The sequence below is a fragment of the Nocardia testacea NBRC 100365 genome, assembly GCF_000308775.1.
GTDB classification, from domain to species: Bacteria; Actinomycetota; Actinomycetes; order Mycobacteriales; family Mycobacteriaceae; genus Nocardia; species Nocardia testacea.
The window spans coordinates 15,414-32,780 of record NZ_BAGJ01000131.1 but is presented as its reverse complement, the minus strand read 5'-3'; the positions used below and the strand labels follow the sequence as shown (position 1 = coordinate 32,780).

Sequence of the window (17,367 nt, the reverse complement as noted above, 5' to 3'; positions counted from 1 at the left end):
AATACTATTGCCCGGTGGCTGAGCGTATACCCGTGGTGATCGTGGCCGGATTCCTCGGTGCCGGAAAGACCACCCTGCTCAATGATCTGTTGCGCAACAACCGGGGCACCCGGATCGGGGTGGTGGTCAATGATTTCGGCGCCGTGAACATCGACGCGATGCTGGTGGCGGGCCAGGTCGACGCCATGGTGTCGCTGGGCAACGGCTGTGTGTGCTGCGCGGTGGACGTCTCCGAGCTCGACGAGCTGTTCACCCGGCTGACCGATCCCCGCGCCGGTATCGATGTGATCGTCGTGGAGGCCAGCGGTCTGGCCGAACCGCGCAATCTGGTGCGCATGGTGGTGGGGAGCGAGAACTCCCGGATTCGCTACGGCGGTCTGCTCGAAGTGGTGGACGCGGGGGAGTTCGCCGGGAGCCGGGCGCGGCATCCGGAACTGGCGAGCCATCTGCGCCTGGCCGATCTGGTCGTACTCAACAAGGCCGACCGGATCGAGGCGGGGCAATTGGCCGAGCTACGGGCCGAGATCACGGAACTGACCGAGGGCGCACCGGTATACGCGACCACACACGGGCGAATCGATCCCGGGCTGCTGTTCGATCCGCGCCGCCGCGCTGAACCGCGCGTCGGCGAGCAACTGAGCCTCGACGAACTCCTGCGCGACGAACACGCGCACGACGAGTCCGACGGCGACCACAGGCATCTGCACGACGAGTACACCAGTGTGGTGTTCACCGAGACCGCGGCGCTGCATCCGCGCCGGCTCGTCGATTTCCTGGAGAAACCGCCCGCCGGGCTGTTCCGCGCGAAAGGTTTCGTCACCTTCGCCGCACCGGGCCCCGGCCGGTTCTTGCTGCACCTGGTCGGTCGCGCGATCACCCTGGAGACGGTCGACCGGGCCACCCGCGGCGCCGGGACCGAACTGGTGCTCATCGGCACCGATCTCGATACCGACGCGGTGCTGGAACAGCTGCGCGCGACCGTGCACCGCGGCCCCGGCGATGTGGACGATCAGGAGATGCTCGCGGTCTGGCGCTACGTCCCCGATATCGCGCGGGAGGCGGCCGAGGACGACTACCCGCAGGCGTTGACCCATTCGGAGAGCCCGTCGGCGAACAGCTGACGTTTCCAGATCGGCACTTCGTGTTTGATCCGGTCCACCAGCGTCGAGCAGGCCGCGAAGGCCTCGGCGCGATGCGGCGCGGCCACCGCCGTCACGATCGCCAGATCACCCACCACCAGGTCGCCGACACGGTGCACGGCCGCCACCGGCAGACCGCTCGATTCGGCCACCGCGGCGCAGCATTCGCGCAGGAAGCGGACCGCGTCCGGATGCGCCGAGTACTCCAGCGCCGAGACCGCCTGCCCGCCGTCGTGATCGCGGACGACGCCGGTGAACAGCACCACCGCCCCGTGGTGCGGTCCGCGGACGGCGACGTCGACCACCGCGGGATCCAAGGGCTGATCGCTGATCTCGGCGAGCCGCACTCCGCCGGCCGCGGCGAAGTGTTCGCGGCCGGCGGTTCCGGTGGACAGGTCAGGCATGTGCGCTCTCATTTCCGATATTCGTATCCTTCGGCGCGCTGTCGTTCTCGTGCGCGCCGCCGCCGGCCACCTGCGCGAGCAGATGCGTGAGCAGCGGTTCCAGTACTGCGATACCGTCTTTCACCCCACCCGGAGAACCGGGCAGGTTGACCACCACCGAGCGACCGGCCAGACCCGCGACGCCGCGGCTGAGCGCCGCGAGCGGGAATTTCGCCGTACCGCGCTGCCGGATCGCCTCGGCGACCCCGGGCAGCTCACGGTCCAGCAGGGCCGCGGTCGCCTCCGGGGTGTGGTCGGTGGGGGAGGCGCCGGTACCGCCGGTGGTCACCACCAGGTCGGGGGCGGTGCGCAGCGCGTCGGCCAGACCGTCGGCGATATCGGCGTCGGCGTAGACGAGAGGCCCGCGCACGGTGTAACCGAGATCGCGCAGCCAGGACACCAGCCGCGGCCCGGTGGTGTCGGTCCGGGTTCCGGCGGCCGCGCCGGTGGAGGCCACCAGCACCGCAGCGGTGCCGCTGATATCGCTGCGCGGGCCGGCCGCATGTGTTCGAGGTTCGGCGCGCGGCACCGGTCGCTGGGTGGCGCCGGTTTCGGCCGGTGGCCGCGGGCGAGTCCAGTGGCCGCGTTTGCCACCCTCTTTGCTGAGCAGGCGTACGCCGTTGAGCTCCGCGGCCGGGTCGACCGCTTTCACCATGTCGTGCAGGGTGAGTCCGGCCACCGCCACCGCCGTCAGCGCTTCCATCTCCACCCCGGTGGGGCCGGTGGTCTTGGCCGTGGCCTCGATGGTGATGGTGGAGTCGGTGAAGCCGAATTCGACCTTCACCGAGGACAACGCGAGCTGATGGCACAGCGGGATCAGTTCGGCGGTCTTCTTGGCGCCCGCGATCCCGGCCAGCCGGGCGGTCGCGAGGACATCGGCCTTCGGCATATCGTCGGCGCGGACCAGTGCCACCACCTCGGCGGTGGTGCGCAGCTCGCCGCCCGCGACGGCGATCCGCGCGGTATCGGCCTTGGCGCTCACATCCACCATGCGGGCGCGGCCTTCGGCATCCACATGTGACAACTCGCTCATAGCGTCCACACTCGCACAGTCGCGCCGGACGGGAGTTCGGTCACCGCGGCCGGAATATCGATCAGCACATCGGCCGCCGCCATACTGGCGACGAGATGGGAACCGGGGCCGGAGACCACCTCCACGGCGTGCGGCCGCGTCCCCTTGCGGACGAGCCGCCCGCGCAGGAACTGCCGGCGGCCCTCGGGTGACCGGCGCACCGCCCCCAGCAGCGGAAGTTCGTATTCCGGCACGGGTCCCAGTCCGGAGAGGTGCCGCAGGATCGGCCGGGCCAGCACCTCGAACGACACCACCGCGCTCACCGGGTTCCCCGGAAAGCTCAGCACCGGCACCCCGTCGACGACGGTGAGACCCTGGGGGCCGCCCGGTTGCATGGCCACCGAGCCGAACTCGCCCCCGAGCGGGATGAGGACCTCCCGGACGACTTCGAAGTCCCCCTTGGAAACCCCGCCCGTGGTGATCACCAGATCGGCGGCGGTGGTCGCGGCGTGCAGCAGTTGCCGGAACTCCGCCGGTTCGTCGCCGCTGTGCTCGACACCGGCCACCGCGACACCGTTGGCGGTGAGCGCGGCCGCCAGCGCGATGCCGTTGGAGTTGTAGATCTGTCCCGGTCGCAGTACGGCTCCGGCGGGCGCCAGTTCACTGCCGGTGCTGATGACGACCGCCCGCACCGGGGCGAACACCGGAACAGAGCCCACCCCCGCCGCGGCCAGCGCCGCGATATGACGCGGGGCGAGCAGGGTCGCGGCCGGGACCAGTTCGGCGCCGGCGCGGATATCGCTGCCCGGCTCCCGGACGAATTCGGTGGCCGAGCGGCCGCGGGTGATCTGTACCGAGTGCTCGTCGGCGGTCGTGTCCTCCACCGGGACCACGCAGTCGGCGCCGGCCGGAAGCGGCGCTCCGGTCATCACCTTGCGCGCGGTCCCCGGCGTCAGCGGCTCGTCGCCGGTATCGCCGGCGGCGATCACGCCGGTGAGCGGCAGGGTCACCGGGGTCACCGCCACATCCTGTGACCGGACGGCGTAGCCGTCCATGGCGGAGTTACGGAAAACGGGCAGATCGATCGGCGCGTGCTGATCGCGGGCCAGCAGGCGGCCGAGCGCCTCGGACACCGGGACGTACTCCACCGGCCGGGCGGCCAGCGGCCGCAACAGCTGTTCGATGGTGTCGCGGTAGTCGTCCGGCGACCGGACCGGACGGCTGGCGGGCCGAGAAATCATAGGCTCAGCCTAGTAGCGCACCGGCCGGTCGCGGCCCGTCACCGCCCGGGGTGACGGGCCGGGACGGGCGCTCGATATCGGCGGATACCGCCGAGGCTCGCTATCGAGGCGGGCCCGGCGTACATAATGGAGGCGTGACGCTGGTCGAAATGGGGATTCCCACCGTGCGGTCCGGGCGCCCCTCTCTCGATGGACGTCCGGATACGCCGCTGCTACTGGATCGGTTCGGCCGGATCGCACGGGACCTGAGGGTGTCCATCACGGAGAAGTGCTCGCTGCGCTGCACCTACTGCATGCCCGAGGAGGGACTGCCGGCCATTCCGCCCGCGGAATTGCTCACCGCGTCCGAGATCGTCCGCCTGGTCACACTCGCCGTCCGCGAACTGGGTGTGCGCGAGGTGCGGTTCACCGGCGGCGAACCCCTGATGCGCCGCGATCTGGAGGAGATCGTGGCCGGTTGTCATGCGGCGGTACCCGAGGTGCCGCTGGCCATGACCTCCAACGGGGTCGGGCTGCGGCATCGCGCCGCCGCACTGGCCGCCGCCGGGCTGAGCCGGGTCAATATCTCCCTCGATACCGTTGATCGGGCCGATTTCGCCCGGCTGACCCGCCGCGACCGGCTGGAATCGGCGACCTCGGGTATCCGTGCCGCCGTCGCGGCCGGACTGGCGCCGGTGAAGGTGAACGCGGTGCTCATGCGGCAGACCCTGCACGGCGCCACGGACCTGCTGCGCTGGTGCCTGGACGAAGGGTGTGAACTGCGGTTCATCGAGGAGATGCCGTTGGACGCCGACCATGAATGGGCGCGGGCCGAAATGGTGACCGCCGCCGAACTGCTGGAGGTGCTCGGCGCCCGCTTCCGGCTCACCGCCGTCGGCCGTGACGATCCGGCCGCCCCCGCGGAGACCTGGCTGGTCGACGGGGGGCCCGCGACCGTCGGCATCATCGCCTCGGTGACCCGCAAGTTCTGCGATACCTGTGACCGCACCCGGCTGACCGCCGACGGTATGCTGCGGTCCTGCCTGTTCAGTGATCAGGAGTTCGATTTGCGCGCGAGTCTGCGCGCCGGGGCGAGCGATGCGGAACTGGCGCAGCTGTGGCGCGGCGCGATGTGGCAGAAATGGGCCGGCCACGGTATCGATGCCGAGGATTTCATCCCCCCGGAACGCACGATGGGAGCAATAGGTGGTTGAGGTCCGCTACTTCGCCGCCGTGGCCGACGCGGTCGGCAAGGACACCGAGACCCTGGACCTGCCCGCCGGCGCCACGATCGCAGACCTGCGTTCCCGGCTCACCGAGACCTACGGCGCGGACCTGGACAAGATGCTGGGCGTCTGCGCGTATCTGATCGGCGACGAACTCACCCGCGACGGCACCGCGACACTGACAACCCGGGTCGATGTCATGCCGCCCTTCGCCGGCGGCTGATCCGCGCGGTTCGACGGCTCCGTTCCGGGGCGCCGCGGGTTCGCGCGACGGCCGGTCGCCTGGTCCCGGACGAGAACGCGGGATCACCGGCTCGGGGCGTCTTGCTGGCTGCCCCGGAGATCACCCGCTCGCATCCGGACGGCGTCCGCGGTTTCGCTGTGGCCCGGCGCTCAGCGCCACCAGTCGTCGAGCGGAGTGACCGGAACCGTGCGCTTGTGCCGGGTGGTGCGGAAGATCGTCTCGATGCGCTCGGCGACCTCGTCGGTGACGTCCTTGCCCTCGAGGTAGTCGTCGATCTCGCTGTAGCGCAGGCCGAGTGCTTCCTCGTCGGGCAGCGCCGGGCGGTCGTCCTCCAGATCCGCGGTCGGCACCTTGGACGACAGGCGGGCGGGCGCGCCCAGTTCCTCGAGCAGCGCGGCACCCTGACGTTTGGTCAGACCGGTCAGCGGGGTCACGTCCACGCCGCCGTCACCGTATTTGGTGAAGAACCCGGTGACCGCTTCGGCGGCATGATCGGTGCCGATCACCAGCAGGTTCTCCTGACCGGCGATGGCGTACTGGATCACCATCCGCTCGCGGGCCTTGATATTGCCGCGCACGAAATCCCGTAGTTTGCCGACCTCGAGGGCCGAAGCCACCTCCGCCGCCACGGCGTTGGCACCCGGCCGGACATTGACCACCACCGATTCGTCGGGGTCGACGAAGGTCATGGCGACACGGGCGTCGGCCTCGTCGGATTGGACGCCGTAGGGTAGCCGCACGGCGACGAATCGGACCTCGTGGCCTTCGGCGCGCAGCTCCTCGACGGCCAGCTGGCACAGCCGTCCGGCGAGGGCGCTGTCCTGCCCTCCGCTGATACCGAGCACGAAACCTTTTGCCGGTGTGGCGCGCAGATAGTCCTTCAGGAAATCGATGCGGCGCCGAACCTCGTCCTTCGGTTCGATGTTCGGCAGCACACCCAGTTCGGAGATGATCTGTTCACGCAGGTTTCCCATGCCGGATCACTCTACTGCTCGGCCCGTCCGGCTACGCGACGAACAAGGGCTTCCCAGCTGTCGCCGATCTGCTCACGCGTGTAACCGAGCGTGCGCAGCTGGTGCAGGACCAGCGCGGCGCCGAGCCCGGCCAGCAGGGAGTCGGCCAGCAGCCCGAGGTCGCCCGGGGTGCCCGCCTCGCGCAGCAGCATCGTCACATGGGTTTTCAGCACGAGGTAGGGCCGGCTGCCGAAATGGTCGTCGGAGGAACCGAGTTCGGCAGCCCGGTGCAGTTCGCCCGCCACTTCGAGATCGAGCAGCCGGGCCCGCCCGAACGCGACGAGTCGCTCCACCGGCGGCGCGCCCGGCCCCAGCGGCGGCGGCCCGAAGATGAACGCCTCCTGGGCCTGGGTTTCGGAGTGGTCCAGCAGCGCGTACATCAGGCCGGTCCGATTGCCGAAGCGCCGGAACACCGTGCCCTTGCCGACCCCGGCCCGTTTGGCCAGCTCGTCCATGGTGAGCGCGTCCACGCCGTGGTCGCGGACGAGTTCCTGTGCGGCGTCGAGCAGCCGGCGCCGGTTGCGCGCGGCGTCGGCGCGTTCGGCGGGTTCGGCCGTCCCGGGCAGTTCGGGACCCACCCGTTCTGGCGGCCGCACCCGTATTGCGAGCGGCTCGGCGGGCACCGGAGCCGGGGCTCGTCGCGGTTCACCCCGGGGTCCGGATTCCGCGGAATCCGGACTGAGTGTGTCGTAGTTCACGGCGCTGGGTGTCCCTCCGGAGGAATGTAGCGGACCGTGGTCCGGTTAACCTGGGCAGTGCGATCGTCACACAACTAGTACCGCAGGAGTGAACATGAGCCAGACCCGTATCGTCGCCCTCGTAGGCAGCCTTCGCGGCGCCTCGGTCAGTCGGCTGATCGCCGAGGCGGCGGCCTCCACCGCGCCCGCGGGCGCCGAGGTCTCCATCTACGAAGGTATCGGCGATATCCCGTTCTACAACGAAGATATCGATATCGCGGGTTCGGTACCGGCCGCCGCCCAAGCGCTGCGCGACGCGGTCGCGGCGAGCGACGGTCTGCTGTTGGTCACCCCGGAATATAACGGCACCCTGCCGGCGGTACTGAAGAATGCGATCGATTGGCTGTCGCGGCCCTACGGCGCGGGCGCGATCAGTGGTAAGCCGGTTGCCGTGCTCAGCGGTTCGATCAGCCCCAACGCCGCCCGGTGGGCGCACGCCGACGCGGTCAAGTCGGTGGGTATCGCGGGCGGGAAGATCGTCGAGGAAGCCCACCTGCACTACGCCACCTGGGGTGAGCGTTTCGCCGCCGGTCATCCGCGCGAGGACGCCGAGGCGCAGCGCGAGCTGACCGAGTCGGTCAAGGTTCTGGTCGCCGCGGCCAGTGGGGAGCTCGTCCCCGCCTGATTCCCCGGCGCATCGCGAGGGCCGCCCCGTCGTCCGACGGGGCGGCCCTCGCGTTTCCGATCGGTCGGTTTTCTCCGGGACTCGAGGGCCTGCTGGGCCCGGAGCGACTGGTGTGACAGGCGTAATCTCCTGCGTTTGCTGAAAGAGAACTGGCCCGGCCGATTTGTGATCTGGACCACGGTGAATACGGCGTGTCGAGTTGCTGTCCTGCGGCTTACAGCGGTGAAATCACATGGTTGTGACTCGCAACATCTCGTGTTGTTTCTTTCTGTCGGCCACTAGGTGTAGTGTCATCGATGCCTGGAGGCGGCGGCGCTATCGGCCCGCTGACACCGGGTGGAACCGGCCCGGACGTGGCGTTTCAGGGTCGGTCCTCGGAGTTTGCGCAGATCATCCGATCGTGCCGACACACCGCGCAGCACAGACGGGTCACCGGCTGGGATCAGGCATGCGGTGAGCTCGGCCCGGAGGGCGGCGGACCGTCACCACGAAGGACCGCGAACACCGCACATAGGCACAGGAGAGAGGGACTCGAATGATCACCGTGTACACCAAGCCCGCGTGCGTGCAGTGCAACGCCACCTACAAGGCCCTCGACAAGGCCGGGGTGGAATACGAGGTCGTCGATATCTCCACCGATGCCGATGCGCGCGACTACGTGATGGCCCTCGGTTACCTGCAGGCCCCCGTCGTCGTCTCCGGTGACGAGCACTGGTCCGGTTTCCGGCCCGACCGGATCAAGGCGCTGGCCACCGTCGCCGCCTGAGTGTGTCGGGCCCGCGCTCGGGCCCGATGGACACAGCCCGAGTGTGTCAGGCCCGCAGGCGGCAGCGCAGCGTAACCGCGAAGGGCCCGCGCTCTGGCTCGATGGACACAGTCCGAGCGGATATCGCGCCCGACCGGGTCGGGGAGCAGGGGAGGTGAGATGTTCGAATCGCATACGCTGGTCTACTTCTCCAGCGCGTCGGAGAACACCCACCGATTCGTCGAGAAGCTGGATATCCCGGCACTCCGGATCCCCCTGCACACCACCGACTCGCTGCGGGTCGACGAACCCTACGTGCTGATCGTCCCCACCTACGGGGGCGGTCGGCACGTCCTGGGTTCGACACGTTCCGACAAGGAATTCGTCCCGCGCCAGGTCGCCAAGTTCCTCAACGATCCGCACAACCGCGCTCTGTTACGCGGGGTCATCGCGGCGGGGAATACGAACTTCGGCGACACCTTCTGCTTCGCAGGTGATGTCATCTCGCGTAAATGCGGGGTGCCCTACCTGTACCGCTTCGAACTCATGGGAACCGCCGAGGACGTCGCCCGCGTCCGTGAGGGATTGGGATTGTTTTGGCAGCAACAACGACAGCACCAGCAGGTATGACCGCCCGCCTGGAGCAGCCCCCGCAGCGTGCCGGCGAACCCGGTGAGGTCCTGGACTACCACGCCCTCAATGCGATGCTGAACCTGTACGGTCCGAACGGCGAGATCCAGTTCGACAAGGATCGCGAGGCCGCGCACCAGTACTTCCTGCAGCACGTCAATCAGAACACCGTCTTCTTCCACAACCTGGACGAGAAGCTCGACTACCTCGTCGAGGAGAACTACTACGAGTCCGAGGTACTCGACCAGTACAGCCGGGCCTTCGTGAAGAAGCTGTTCCAGCAGGCCTACGCCAAGAAGTTCCGGTTCCCCACCTTTCTCGGCGCGTTCAAGTACTACACCTCCTACACCCTCAAGACCTTCGACGGGAAGCGCTACCTGGAGCGTTTCGAGGACCGGGTGTGCATGGTCGCGCTCACACTGGCCGCCGGTGACGAGGTGCTCGCGGGCATGCTGGTCGAGGAGATCATCGACGGCCGTTTCCAGCCGGCCACCCCGACCTTCCTCAATTCCGGCAAGAAGCAGCGCGGCGAGCCGGTGTCCTGCTTCCTGCTGCGTATCGAGGACAATATGGAGTCCATCGGGCGCTCCATCAACTCGGCGCTGCAGCTGTCCAAGCGCGGTGGCGGGGTCGCGCTGCTGCTCAGCAATATCCGTGAGCACGGCGCCCCGATCAAGAAGATCGAGAACCAGTCCTCGGGTGTCATCCCGATCATGAAACTGCTCGAGGATTCCTTCTCCTACGCCAACCAGCTCGGTGCGCGGCAGGGCGCGGGCGCGGTGTATCTGCACGCCCACCATCCCGATATCTATCGTTTCCTCGACACCAAGCGGGAGAACGCGGACGAGAAGATCCGCATCAAAACGCTGTCGCTGGGCGTGGTAATCCCTGATATCACCTTCGAACTGGCCAAGAAGAACGAGGACATGTACCTGTTCTCGCCGTACGACGTGGAACGGATCTACGGCAAGCCGTTCGCCGATATCGACGTCACCGAGAAGTACTACGAGATGGTCGACGACAAGCGGATCCGCAAGTCCAAGATCAAGGCGCGCGAGTTCTTCCAGACCATCGCCGAGTTGCAGTTCGAATCCGGCTACCCCTACATCATGTTCGAGGATACGGTGAACCGGGCCAACCCGATCGCCGGCAAGATCACCCATTCGAACCTCTGCTCGGAGATCCTGCAGGTCTCCACCCCGTCGACCTACAACGACGACCTCACCTACTCCCACGTGGGCAAGGACATCTCCTGCAACCTGGGTTCGCTGAACATCGCCAAGGCCATGGACTCCCCGGATTTCGCCCGCACCATCGAGGTGGCGATCCGGGCGCTCACCGCCGTCTCCGACCAGACCCATATCAACTCGGTGCCCTCGATCGAACAGGGCAACAACTCTTCGCACGCCATCGGCCTCGGCCAGATGAACCTGCACGGCTACCTGGCGCGCGAGCACATCCACTACGGGTCCGAAGAGGGGCTCGACTTCACCAACATCTACTTCTACACCGTGGTCTATCACGCCCTGCGGGCCTCGAACACGCTTGCGCGGGAACGTGGTACGTACTTCGGCGGCTTCCCCGAATCGAAGTACGCCTCGGGTGAGTACTTCGACAAGTACACCGACCAGGTGTGGGAACCGAAGACCGAACGGGTTGCGCGGTTGTTCGCCGACGCCGGTATCCACATCCCCACCCAGGACGACTGGCGGGAGCTGAAGGCCGCGGTCGTGGAACACGGCCTCTACAACCAGAACCTGCAGGCCGTCCCGCCGACCGGGTCGATCTCCTACATCAACCACTCCACCAGCTCCATCCATCCGGTGGCGTCGAAGATCGAGATCCGCAAGGAAGGCAAGATCGGACGCGTCTACTACCCGGCCCCGTACATGACCAACGAGAACCTGGACTACTACCAGGACGCGTACGAGATCGGCTACGAGAAGATCATCGATACCTACGCCGCGGCCACCCAGCACGTGGACCAGGGCCTGTCGCTGACCCTCTTCTTCAAGGACACCGCCACCACCCGCGACCTGAACAAGGCCCAGATCTACGCCTGGCGCAAGGGCATCAAAACCCTCTACTACATCCGCCTGCGGCAGATGGCGCTGGAGGGCACCGAGGTCGAGGGCTGCGTGAGCTGCATGCTCTGAAGGCCCGAACAGTATTTCCATCGCGGTTGCCGGCGTCCATGTGTCCCTGTTGTGGCGGGCATATGGCGCCGGTTTTCGTCTCCGGCGAGAAGCGATAGCATCGGATAGCACCGGTCGCTATGCTGGAAGTATGACCAGGACGATCAGCCAAGCCGAGTTACGCAACGGCAGCGCGGGTGTGATGGACGCGTTGGAAGCGGGTGAGGATTTCGTCATCACCCGCAACGGGCGGCCTGTCGGGGAGTTGCGTCCTATCACTCCCCGGCACAGTCTGACCACTGCTGAACTGAAACGTCGACTCGCCAGATTCGCGGACACTGCGAACGCTGTGGACGAGCGCGCGGAAATCGACGCCGCCTTCGGGGAAGACCGACTGGATGACTGAACTCGGCCCGAAGTTCCGCTATCCAGTCGGTCTGTTGGACACCTGTGTGCTCATCGACTTGGCGGCTATCGAGGACGCGGATCTTCCGATTCAGCCGAAAATCTGCGCGGTAACGCTCGCGGAACTGGGCTTGGGTGTAGCTCTTGCATGGGATCCGAAAACGCTCGCGCTCCGTACCGAACGACTTCTGGAGATCGAGCACGCCTTCGATGCGCTGCCGTTCTCTCCCACCGCAGCACGACGGTTCACCTCGATGGCAAAACTGGTTACCGCGGCGGGCCGAAGCCCCAAACCGCGCAGAATGGATTTGATGATCGCTGCAATCGCTTCGGCGAATGATCTGCCGTTGTTCACCCGCAATGTGGATGATTTCAAAGGTCTGGAGCCGTTGCTGACGGTGGTCGCGCTCTGAAGTGCGGGGCCGGCGGGGCGCAGCTTCCCGGTGCGGCCGCCGCCTATCGGTGCACCGGGAACCCCACTGTCCGGAATCAGGACAGCGCCGGGAGTACTTCCCGTTCGAAGAGTTCGATACCGCTGGTGTCGTAGGCCGCTTCGGGGAAGTTGAAGATGGCGTAGCTCAGCCCGCGATCGCGGACGGCGGACAGTTTCTCCACGATCTGCTCCGGGGTGCCGACCGCCGCGCTGCCGTTGTTCAGGTTGTCGACGTAGGCGCGGGCCTTCTCCGCGCCCAGGACCGGGGTGATCCGGGCGGCGTGCTCGGACTTGCGCTGTTCGACCTCGGCCTCGGTGGCGCCGATGGCGACATTGAAGTTGGCGCTGCGCACGATGGCATCGAAATCGGTGCCGACATCGGCGCAGTGCGCGCGCAGGATCTCCGATTTGTGGGTGAACTCGTCGGGGCTGTTCCCGGCGAAGTTCGTGTAGTTCGCGTACTTCGCGGCGATACGCAGGGTTTTCTTCTCGCCGCCGCCCGCGATCCACAGCGGCAGGCCGCCCTCCTGGGCGGGTAGCGGGCGCACGATCGCGCCGTCCACCTGGTAGTAGCGGCCGTCGAGGGTGGCGGTACCGGTCTGCCAGGCCTGACGGAAGATCTGGACCCCTTCGTCGAGCCGGCCGAGGCGTTCGCCGGCGGTGGGGAAACCGTATCCGTAGGCACGCCACTCGTGTTCGTACCAGCCGCCGCCGATACCCATCTCGGTGCGGCCGCCGGAGATGAGGTCCACCGTCGCCGCGACCTTGGCCAGATAGGCCGGGTTGCGGTAGCTGATCGCGGTACACATCTGGCCCAGTCGCACCCGGGTGGTGGTGGCGGCGAAGGCGGACATGAGGGCCCAGGCCTCGTGGGTGGCTTCCTCGCTGGGCTCCGGGACGGTGTGGAAATGGTCGTACACCCACAGCGACTCCCACACCGGGTTCGCATCGGCGTGGGCCGCCAGACCCCGCATCACCTCCCAGTGGGTGGCGGGATCGAGACCTACCAGGTCGAGACGCCACCCCTGCGGGATGAAGATTCCGAAGCGCACAGCACTCTCCTCAGATGTCGGGCCCGGGGGCCGCTGCGAGATCTCTCCACTTCCACTCTGTCGAGATCCCGCCGGGCGGGCAACGGTTGTACGCTGCCCGCGCCCAATTGCGGGCGATGTCACCGTGCCGATCGGAGTGTTCGCCCGGCTGTTCCGGACCCAGGCATGGCGCGGGTCGTATGCCTCGGACAACCACCCGGGGCTGCGCCCGATGGTCGGCTCGGTTCGCCGGATCGGCCCGCACAATGGCCCGAGGAACCGCTGTGACAACCCGGCGTGCTGCCACAGCTGCCGGTCGGGTCGCGCCCTGTACACCTCGGCCACCGCGCGCAGGTCGGAGTTCGAGCCGAACACCAGGTCGTAGCGGCTACTCGACCTCGCCGGTCGCGGTATCGCGGGCCTCGGCTCATCGCAATCGGATCTCCGGGCGGATCTGTCGTGCCCGCTGGGTGCCCGAGGCCGGTCGGCGGAATACACCATGGAGCCACCGGCGGGAAAATCGTTCGCCGGGGCGAGTGTGTACCGGTCACACTGGGTGCCATATGAACAAAGAACAACCGACACTGGGTGTGGACTTCGGCCGGGTGATCCAGGGGGCCGCCCTCCCCGACGGTGCCGGCGATACCGTCTTCCTCTCGGGCGGCGCGGAAGAAGCGATGCGGACCCCGCCCAGTGACCATGCCTTCGAGGTGCTGCCCCGGCTGGTGGACCGGTTCGGCGGCCGGGCCTGGGTGATCTCCAAATGCGGGCCGCGCGTGCAGGAACGCACCACGCGATGGCTCGACCACCAGGATTTCTACCGGCGGACGGGTATCGCGCGCGGCAATGTCCGGTTCTGCCGTAAACGCGCCGACAAGGCGGTGCACTGCGCGGAGCTCGGCGTCACCCATATGATCGACGACCGCCTCGAGGTCCACCAGGCGCTACGCGGCCTGGTGCCGCATCTGTACCTCTTCGGTGTACAACCCGGACCGGTCCCGGAGTGGGTCCGGCACACCCGGACCTGGCCGGAAGTCGAGGACGCGATCCTCCTGTGATTGCCGCGCCGGTCGGCGCCGCATCGTTCACGCGGGGAAATCGCGCGGAGGGTGCGTCCGGTCCTCATTTCCGGTGCTTGACTACGACGTAGCGTCACACCGGAAGCTGGTGCCATGAGGATCAGCGAAATAGCCACGGCCGCCGGAACGACTCCCCGCGCTATCCGCCACTATCACCGACTGGGCCTGCTTCCCGAACCTATCCGTCCCGGCAACGGCTTCCGCGACTACGGACTGGCGGAGCTGGCGCGGCTCATGCGTATCCGCTGGCTCGCCGACAACGGGTTGCCGCTGGGTGCGGTGGCCGCCGTGTTCGAAACCGAGCACGGGGAATCGGATACCGGTGACCTCCGCGCCGACCTGGCGGCCCTACACGATGAGATCTCCCATCGGGTGACGCAGCTCGTCCGCAAGAAGGAGGGCCTCGGCCGGATGCTGGCCGCCGTCGACGCGGGCCGGACGCTCACCGCGTTACCCCCGGAGCTCGCCGATGCGCTCGACATCGCCCGTGAGCAGGCCGACGAGCCGGAACGCGCCGCCCTCGACCGGGAGCGCGATCTGCTGGAGATCATCGCCATCTCCGGTGACACCCCGGACGAGATGTTCACGTGGTTCGCGAGCGCGTTCTCCGATACCTCGGCCCGGGAGAACTATCGGCGGATGCTGCGCGGCTGGGAGCAGTTGAGCGGCCGGGCCGTGGAACAGTCCGGGGAACTGATCGAACGGGTGGCACACGAGCTCGCCGCCGGGCTGCGCGCTGCCGATTTCGAATCACTGACCGCTTCCACCGCTGCGAGCGACGCGACCGGGCTCGATCTCTCGCCCGCGGTACTCGTGCCCGACCCGGCCCAGCGCCGGGCAGTACTGCGGACGATCGAACTGCTCACCGGCGCGGACGATCGACCATGACCCGGCGAGCGACCGGATTGCCGCGGCACCAGCGCCGGGCCTACCACGGGGTCTGGTTGTGGTTGCGTCGCCGAACCGATTGCGACGGCCGGGAGCGGCAGCCGTTGCCCGGCACCCGAGGCGTGCTGGCGCTGCCACTGGCCTTCCTGGCGGCGACCCTGCTGGAGATGGCGGTGCTCCACATTCTGATCCCGTGGGCGTGGCTGAGTATTTCGCTGGGCGTGCTGTCGCTCTGGTCGTTGCTGCTGCTGTTCGCGGTGTTCGTCGCGGATATCGCCTATCCGCACTACGCCACCGATCGGGCGCTGGTGCTGCGCCGCGGCGGCCGTGAGATCGCGGTCATCGCGTTCGACCGGATCGCGGCCGTCACCGAACATCGCCGCTACAACCACACCGGGACCGCGCTCGACAGCGGCCGCCTGTTCCTCGCCGGCCCGGACGGCACCACTGTCGATGTGACGCTCCACGAACCGGTCGATGTCCGGGTGCGGTCACCGCTGCCCAGCGGCCGGATCGCCGCCGCGGTGACGCGGATCAGCCTGTTTCTCGATCATCCCGAGCAACTTCGGGGCATTCGGACACGCCCGGGAGTGTGAAACGCCGTGTGACGAACCTTTCGATGCGGACTTCCCGTGGTCAGGATGTATTCTGATCAAGAATGCGTTCGCATTCACAGACAGTTATCCGGATCGGGCGTGCACCCACGCGCGTAGCGGCGACCTAAGAGGAGGTGGTGTTGCAATGCGCAGCGAACCTCCCAGTCGAAGGCCGCGCGGCGTCGTCCGCCCGCGTTTCCGCTTGCAGTAACTGTCGGCGGAGCGGCCCGGCTCGGCGCCTCGCGGTGTGACTTTCCTTCGAAATCACTCGCAACTCACTGCTGTGCCGAGGACTTCTCATGTCGCAGATCGATCTCATCGAAGTGCCGACGACGCTGTCGGAATCCCTCCAGGACGTGGTCGAGAGCCACCGCGTCGATGCCGCGCTGCACTGGCTGGACAATCACCCGCCGCACGTCATCGCCGACGAACTCGCGCGGATGAACGCCGTCGAGGCCGGTGTCGCGTTCCGATTGCTGGACAAGGACCTGGCGCTCGCGGTGTTCGAGGAACTCGAGCCCGTCGATCAGCAGCAGATCCTGCAGGGTCTACGCGACCAGAGTTTCCGCGAACTCGTCGAGGGCATGGCACCCGACGACCGCGCCCGCATGCTGCGCGAAGCGCCGGCCAAGGTGGCGAAGAAAGCCCTCGCCGGGCTGAGCCCCCGCGAACGCCGGATGACCGCCGCACTGCTCGGCTACCCCGAGGGCTCGGTCGGCCGGTACATGTCGCCCGAGGTCGTCGCGATTCCCGGCACCCTCACCGTCGCCGACGCCCTGCGCACGGTCCGGCTCAAGGGCGGTAACGCCGAAACGGTCTACACCCTCCCCGTGGTCGACGCCGGCCGCCGCCTCCAGGGCATCGTGGAGCTGCGCGAGCTCGTCCTCACCGGCCCCGACACCATGGTCGCCGACCTCGTCGTCACCGAACCCGCGTTCGTCCGCGCCACCGATTCGGCGGAGAAGGCCGCGCGCCTCATGCGCGAGACCAACGACATCAACCTGCCCGTGGTCGACAGCGAGGATCGGCTGGTCGGGCTGCTCACCATCGACGACGCCGTCGAGGTCATCGAGGCCGCCGACAGCGAGGACGTCGCCAAACAGGCCGGTTCGGCGCCCTGGGAAGGGCACTACATGGCGGCCGGGGTGTTCCAGCTCGCCCGCTACCGCGCTCTGTGGCTGATGCTGCTGCTGGTGGCGGCCACACTGACGGTCAGCGTGACCGGATTCTTCGAAGCCACCCTCGAACAGGCCGCGCAACTGGCGCTGTTCATTCCGCTGCTCATCGGCGCGGGCGGCAACGCCGGCGCTCAGGCCGCCACGGCCTGTGTGCGCGCGGTCGCGGTCGGTGAGGTGCGCGGCGGCGACCTGTTCAAGGTCATCTGGCGTGAGTGTCGGGTGGGGTTGGTTCTCGGGACCATGCTCGCTGTGGTCGGTGTGATCATCGGCGGGTTGTTCGTCGGCCCCCGGGTCGCGGTGGTAGTCGGGGTCACCCTGGTGCTCATCTGTGCCTGGGCCGCCACCATCGGCGGCACCATGCCGCTGCTGGCCAAGCGGCTGCGCATCGACCCGGCGGTGGTGTCGGCGCCCATGGTCACGACGCTGGTCGACGCGACCGGGCTGATCATCTACTTCACCACCGCGAAACTGGTTCTGGGGCTCTGAGCGGGGCTGCGCCGGGTCGAGTTCGGCGCTGGGTGCGGCCCGGCCTGTGCCATGGGAGTGATGATTCGGGGGTGCTTGTTCGGCGGCGGCGCGGACAAGGCT

At 67.7% G+C, this 17,367-nt stretch carries 19 protein-coding genes; 13 read left to right on the top strand and 6 right to left on the bottom strand.

Annotated features, from left to right (window positions below):
• The first annotated feature begins 14 nt into the window (after nucleotides 1-14).
• A complete protein-coding gene (locus ON38_RS18375) occupies nucleotides 15-1,121 on the top strand; it encodes a CobW family GTP-binding protein (protein WP_085995441.1) in 1,107 nt (368 codons plus the stop codon).
• On the opposite strand, the gene ON38_RS18370 is transcribed toward ON38_RS18375, so the two are convergent.
• From ON38_RS18370 to ON38_RS18360, 3 genes are read right to left on the bottom strand one after another with little or no spacing between them, the layout of a single operon-like run.
• Nucleotides 1,073-1,543 carry a molybdenum cofactor biosynthesis protein MoaE gene (locus tag ON38_RS18370; RefSeq protein ID WP_083872782.1) on the bottom strand — a complete coding sequence of 157 codons (471 nt, stop codon included), beginning with the start codon at nucleotides 1,541-1,543 and terminating at the stop codon, nucleotides 1,073-1,075. The genes ON38_RS18375 and ON38_RS18370 overlap by 49 nt on opposite strands.
• Nucleotides 1,536-2,615, bottom strand: coding sequence for a bifunctional molybdenum cofactor biosynthesis protein MoaC/MoaB (gene moaCB, locus ON38_RS18365; protein ID WP_051164934.1), 1,080 nt, complete (start codon nucleotides 2,613-2,615; stop codon nucleotides 1,536-1,538). The genes ON38_RS18370 and moaCB overlap by 8 nt, the downstream gene beginning before the upstream one ends.
• Nucleotides 2,612-3,835: a molybdopterin molybdotransferase MoeA gene (locus tag ON38_RS18360; protein WP_039826074.1), complete on the bottom strand. Its 1,224-nt coding sequence runs from the start codon at nucleotides 3,833-3,835 to the stop codon at nucleotides 2,612-2,614. Before ON38_RS18360 ends, moaCB begins: the two co-directional genes overlap by 4 nt.
• A 134-nt stretch (nucleotides 3,836-3,969) precedes the next feature.
• Here ON38_RS18360 and moaA point away from each other — a divergent pair, with 134 nt between their 5' ends.
• Both moaA and ON38_RS18350 read left to right on the top strand, forming a co-directional pair.
• Nucleotides 3,970-5,028, top strand: a complete 1,059-nt coding sequence (moaA, locus tag ON38_RS18355; RefSeq protein ID WP_039826072.1) for a GTP 3',8-cyclase MoaA — start codon at nucleotides 3,970-3,972, stop codon at nucleotides 5,026-5,028.
• Nucleotides 5,021-5,263, top strand: a complete 243-nt coding sequence (locus tag ON38_RS18350) for a MoaD/ThiS family protein (RefSeq protein WP_039826071.1) — start codon at nucleotides 5,021-5,023, stop codon at nucleotides 5,261-5,263. Before moaA ends, ON38_RS18350 begins: the two co-directional genes overlap by 8 nt.
• A gap of 170 nt (nucleotides 5,264-5,433) precedes the next feature.
• On the opposite strand, the gene nadE is transcribed toward ON38_RS18350, so the two are convergent.
• Entirely contained in the window at nucleotides 5,434-6,258 is an 825-nt protein-coding gene (gene nadE, locus ON38_RS18345; protein WP_039826070.1) for an NAD(+) synthase, read from the bottom strand.
• Between the two features lie 11 nt (nucleotides 6,259-6,269).
• Nucleotides 6,270-6,893: a TetR/AcrR family transcriptional regulator gene (locus ON38_RS18340; protein ID WP_373281231.1), complete on the bottom strand. Its 624-nt coding sequence runs from the start codon at nucleotides 6,891-6,893 to the stop codon at nucleotides 6,270-6,272.
• 196 nt (nucleotides 6,894-7,089) lie between these two features.
• Here ON38_RS18340 and ON38_RS18335 point away from each other — a divergent pair, with 196 nt between their 5' ends.
• The 6 genes from ON38_RS18335 (at nucleotide 7,090) to ON38_RS18310 (ending at nucleotide 11,987) form a co-directional block, all read left to right on the top strand.
• Complete coding sequence (locus ON38_RS18335; protein ID WP_039826069.1) at nucleotides 7,090-7,659, top strand: NAD(P)H-dependent oxidoreductase; 570 nt, start codon at nucleotides 7,090-7,092, stop codon at nucleotides 7,657-7,659.
• Nucleotides 7,660-8,194: 535 nt separating this feature from the next.
• Nucleotides 8,195-8,425 carry a glutaredoxin-like protein NrdH gene (gene nrdH, locus ON38_RS18330; protein WP_039826068.1) on the top strand — a complete coding sequence of 77 codons (231 nt, stop codon included), beginning with the start codon at nucleotides 8,195-8,197 and terminating at the stop codon, nucleotides 8,423-8,425.
• A 159-nt stretch (nucleotides 8,426-8,584) separates the two neighbouring features.
• A complete protein-coding gene (gene nrdI, locus ON38_RS18325) occupies nucleotides 8,585-9,034 on the top strand; it encodes a class Ib ribonucleoside-diphosphate reductase assembly flavoprotein NrdI (protein WP_039826067.1) in 450 nt (149 codons plus the stop codon).
• On the top strand, nucleotides 9,031-11,190 hold the full coding sequence (gene nrdE, locus ON38_RS18320) for a class 1b ribonucleoside-diphosphate reductase subunit alpha (RefSeq protein ID WP_039826066.1): 2,160 nt from the start codon (nucleotides 9,031-9,033) through the stop codon (nucleotides 11,188-11,190). Before nrdI ends, nrdE begins: the two co-directional genes overlap by 4 nt.
• A 130-nt stretch (nucleotides 11,191-11,320) precedes the next feature.
• The gene (locus ON38_RS18315; protein WP_039826065.1) at nucleotides 11,321-11,575 is read left to right on the top strand and encodes a type II toxin-antitoxin system Phd/YefM family antitoxin; all 255 of its coding nucleotides are present in this window, start codon (nucleotides 11,321-11,323) and stop codon (nucleotides 11,573-11,575) included.
• A complete protein-coding gene (locus tag ON38_RS18310; RefSeq protein ID WP_039826063.1) occupies nucleotides 11,568-11,987 on the top strand; it encodes a type II toxin-antitoxin system VapC family toxin in 420 nt (139 codons plus the stop codon). The genes ON38_RS18315 and ON38_RS18310 overlap by 8 nt, the downstream gene beginning before the upstream one ends.
• 76 nt (nucleotides 11,988-12,063) lie before the next feature.
• On the opposite strand, the gene ON38_RS18305 is transcribed toward ON38_RS18310, so the two are convergent.
• On the bottom strand, nucleotides 12,064-13,059 hold the full coding sequence (locus ON38_RS18305; RefSeq protein WP_039826062.1) for an LLM class F420-dependent oxidoreductase: 996 nt from the start codon (nucleotides 13,057-13,059) through the stop codon (nucleotides 12,064-12,066).
• 542 nt (nucleotides 13,060-13,601) lie between these two features.
• Between ON38_RS18305 and ON38_RS18300 the strand changes: the two genes are divergently transcribed.
• From ON38_RS18300 to mgtE, 4 genes are all read left to right on the top strand, one after another.
• Complete coding sequence (locus tag ON38_RS18300) at nucleotides 13,602-14,096, top strand: hypothetical protein (protein WP_039826061.1); 495 nt, start codon at nucleotides 13,602-13,604, stop codon at nucleotides 14,094-14,096.
• Nucleotides 14,097-14,210: 114 nt separating this feature from the next.
• The gene (locus ON38_RS18295; RefSeq protein WP_039826060.1) at nucleotides 14,211-15,005 is read left to right on the top strand and encodes a MerR family transcriptional regulator; all 795 of its coding nucleotides are present in this window, start codon (nucleotides 14,211-14,213) and stop codon (nucleotides 15,003-15,005) included.
• Nucleotides 15,002-15,601: a hypothetical protein gene (locus ON38_RS18290; protein WP_039826059.1), complete on the top strand. Its 600-nt coding sequence runs from the start codon at nucleotides 15,002-15,004 to the stop codon at nucleotides 15,599-15,601. The genes ON38_RS18295 and ON38_RS18290 overlap by 4 nt, the downstream gene beginning before the upstream one ends.
• Before the next feature lie 299 nt (nucleotides 15,602-15,900).
• Complete coding sequence (mgtE, locus tag ON38_RS18285) at nucleotides 15,901-17,265, top strand: magnesium transporter (protein WP_039826057.1); 1,365 nt, start codon at nucleotides 15,901-15,903, stop codon at nucleotides 17,263-17,265.
• The last annotated feature ends 102 nt before the right edge of the window (nucleotides 17,266-17,367 follow it).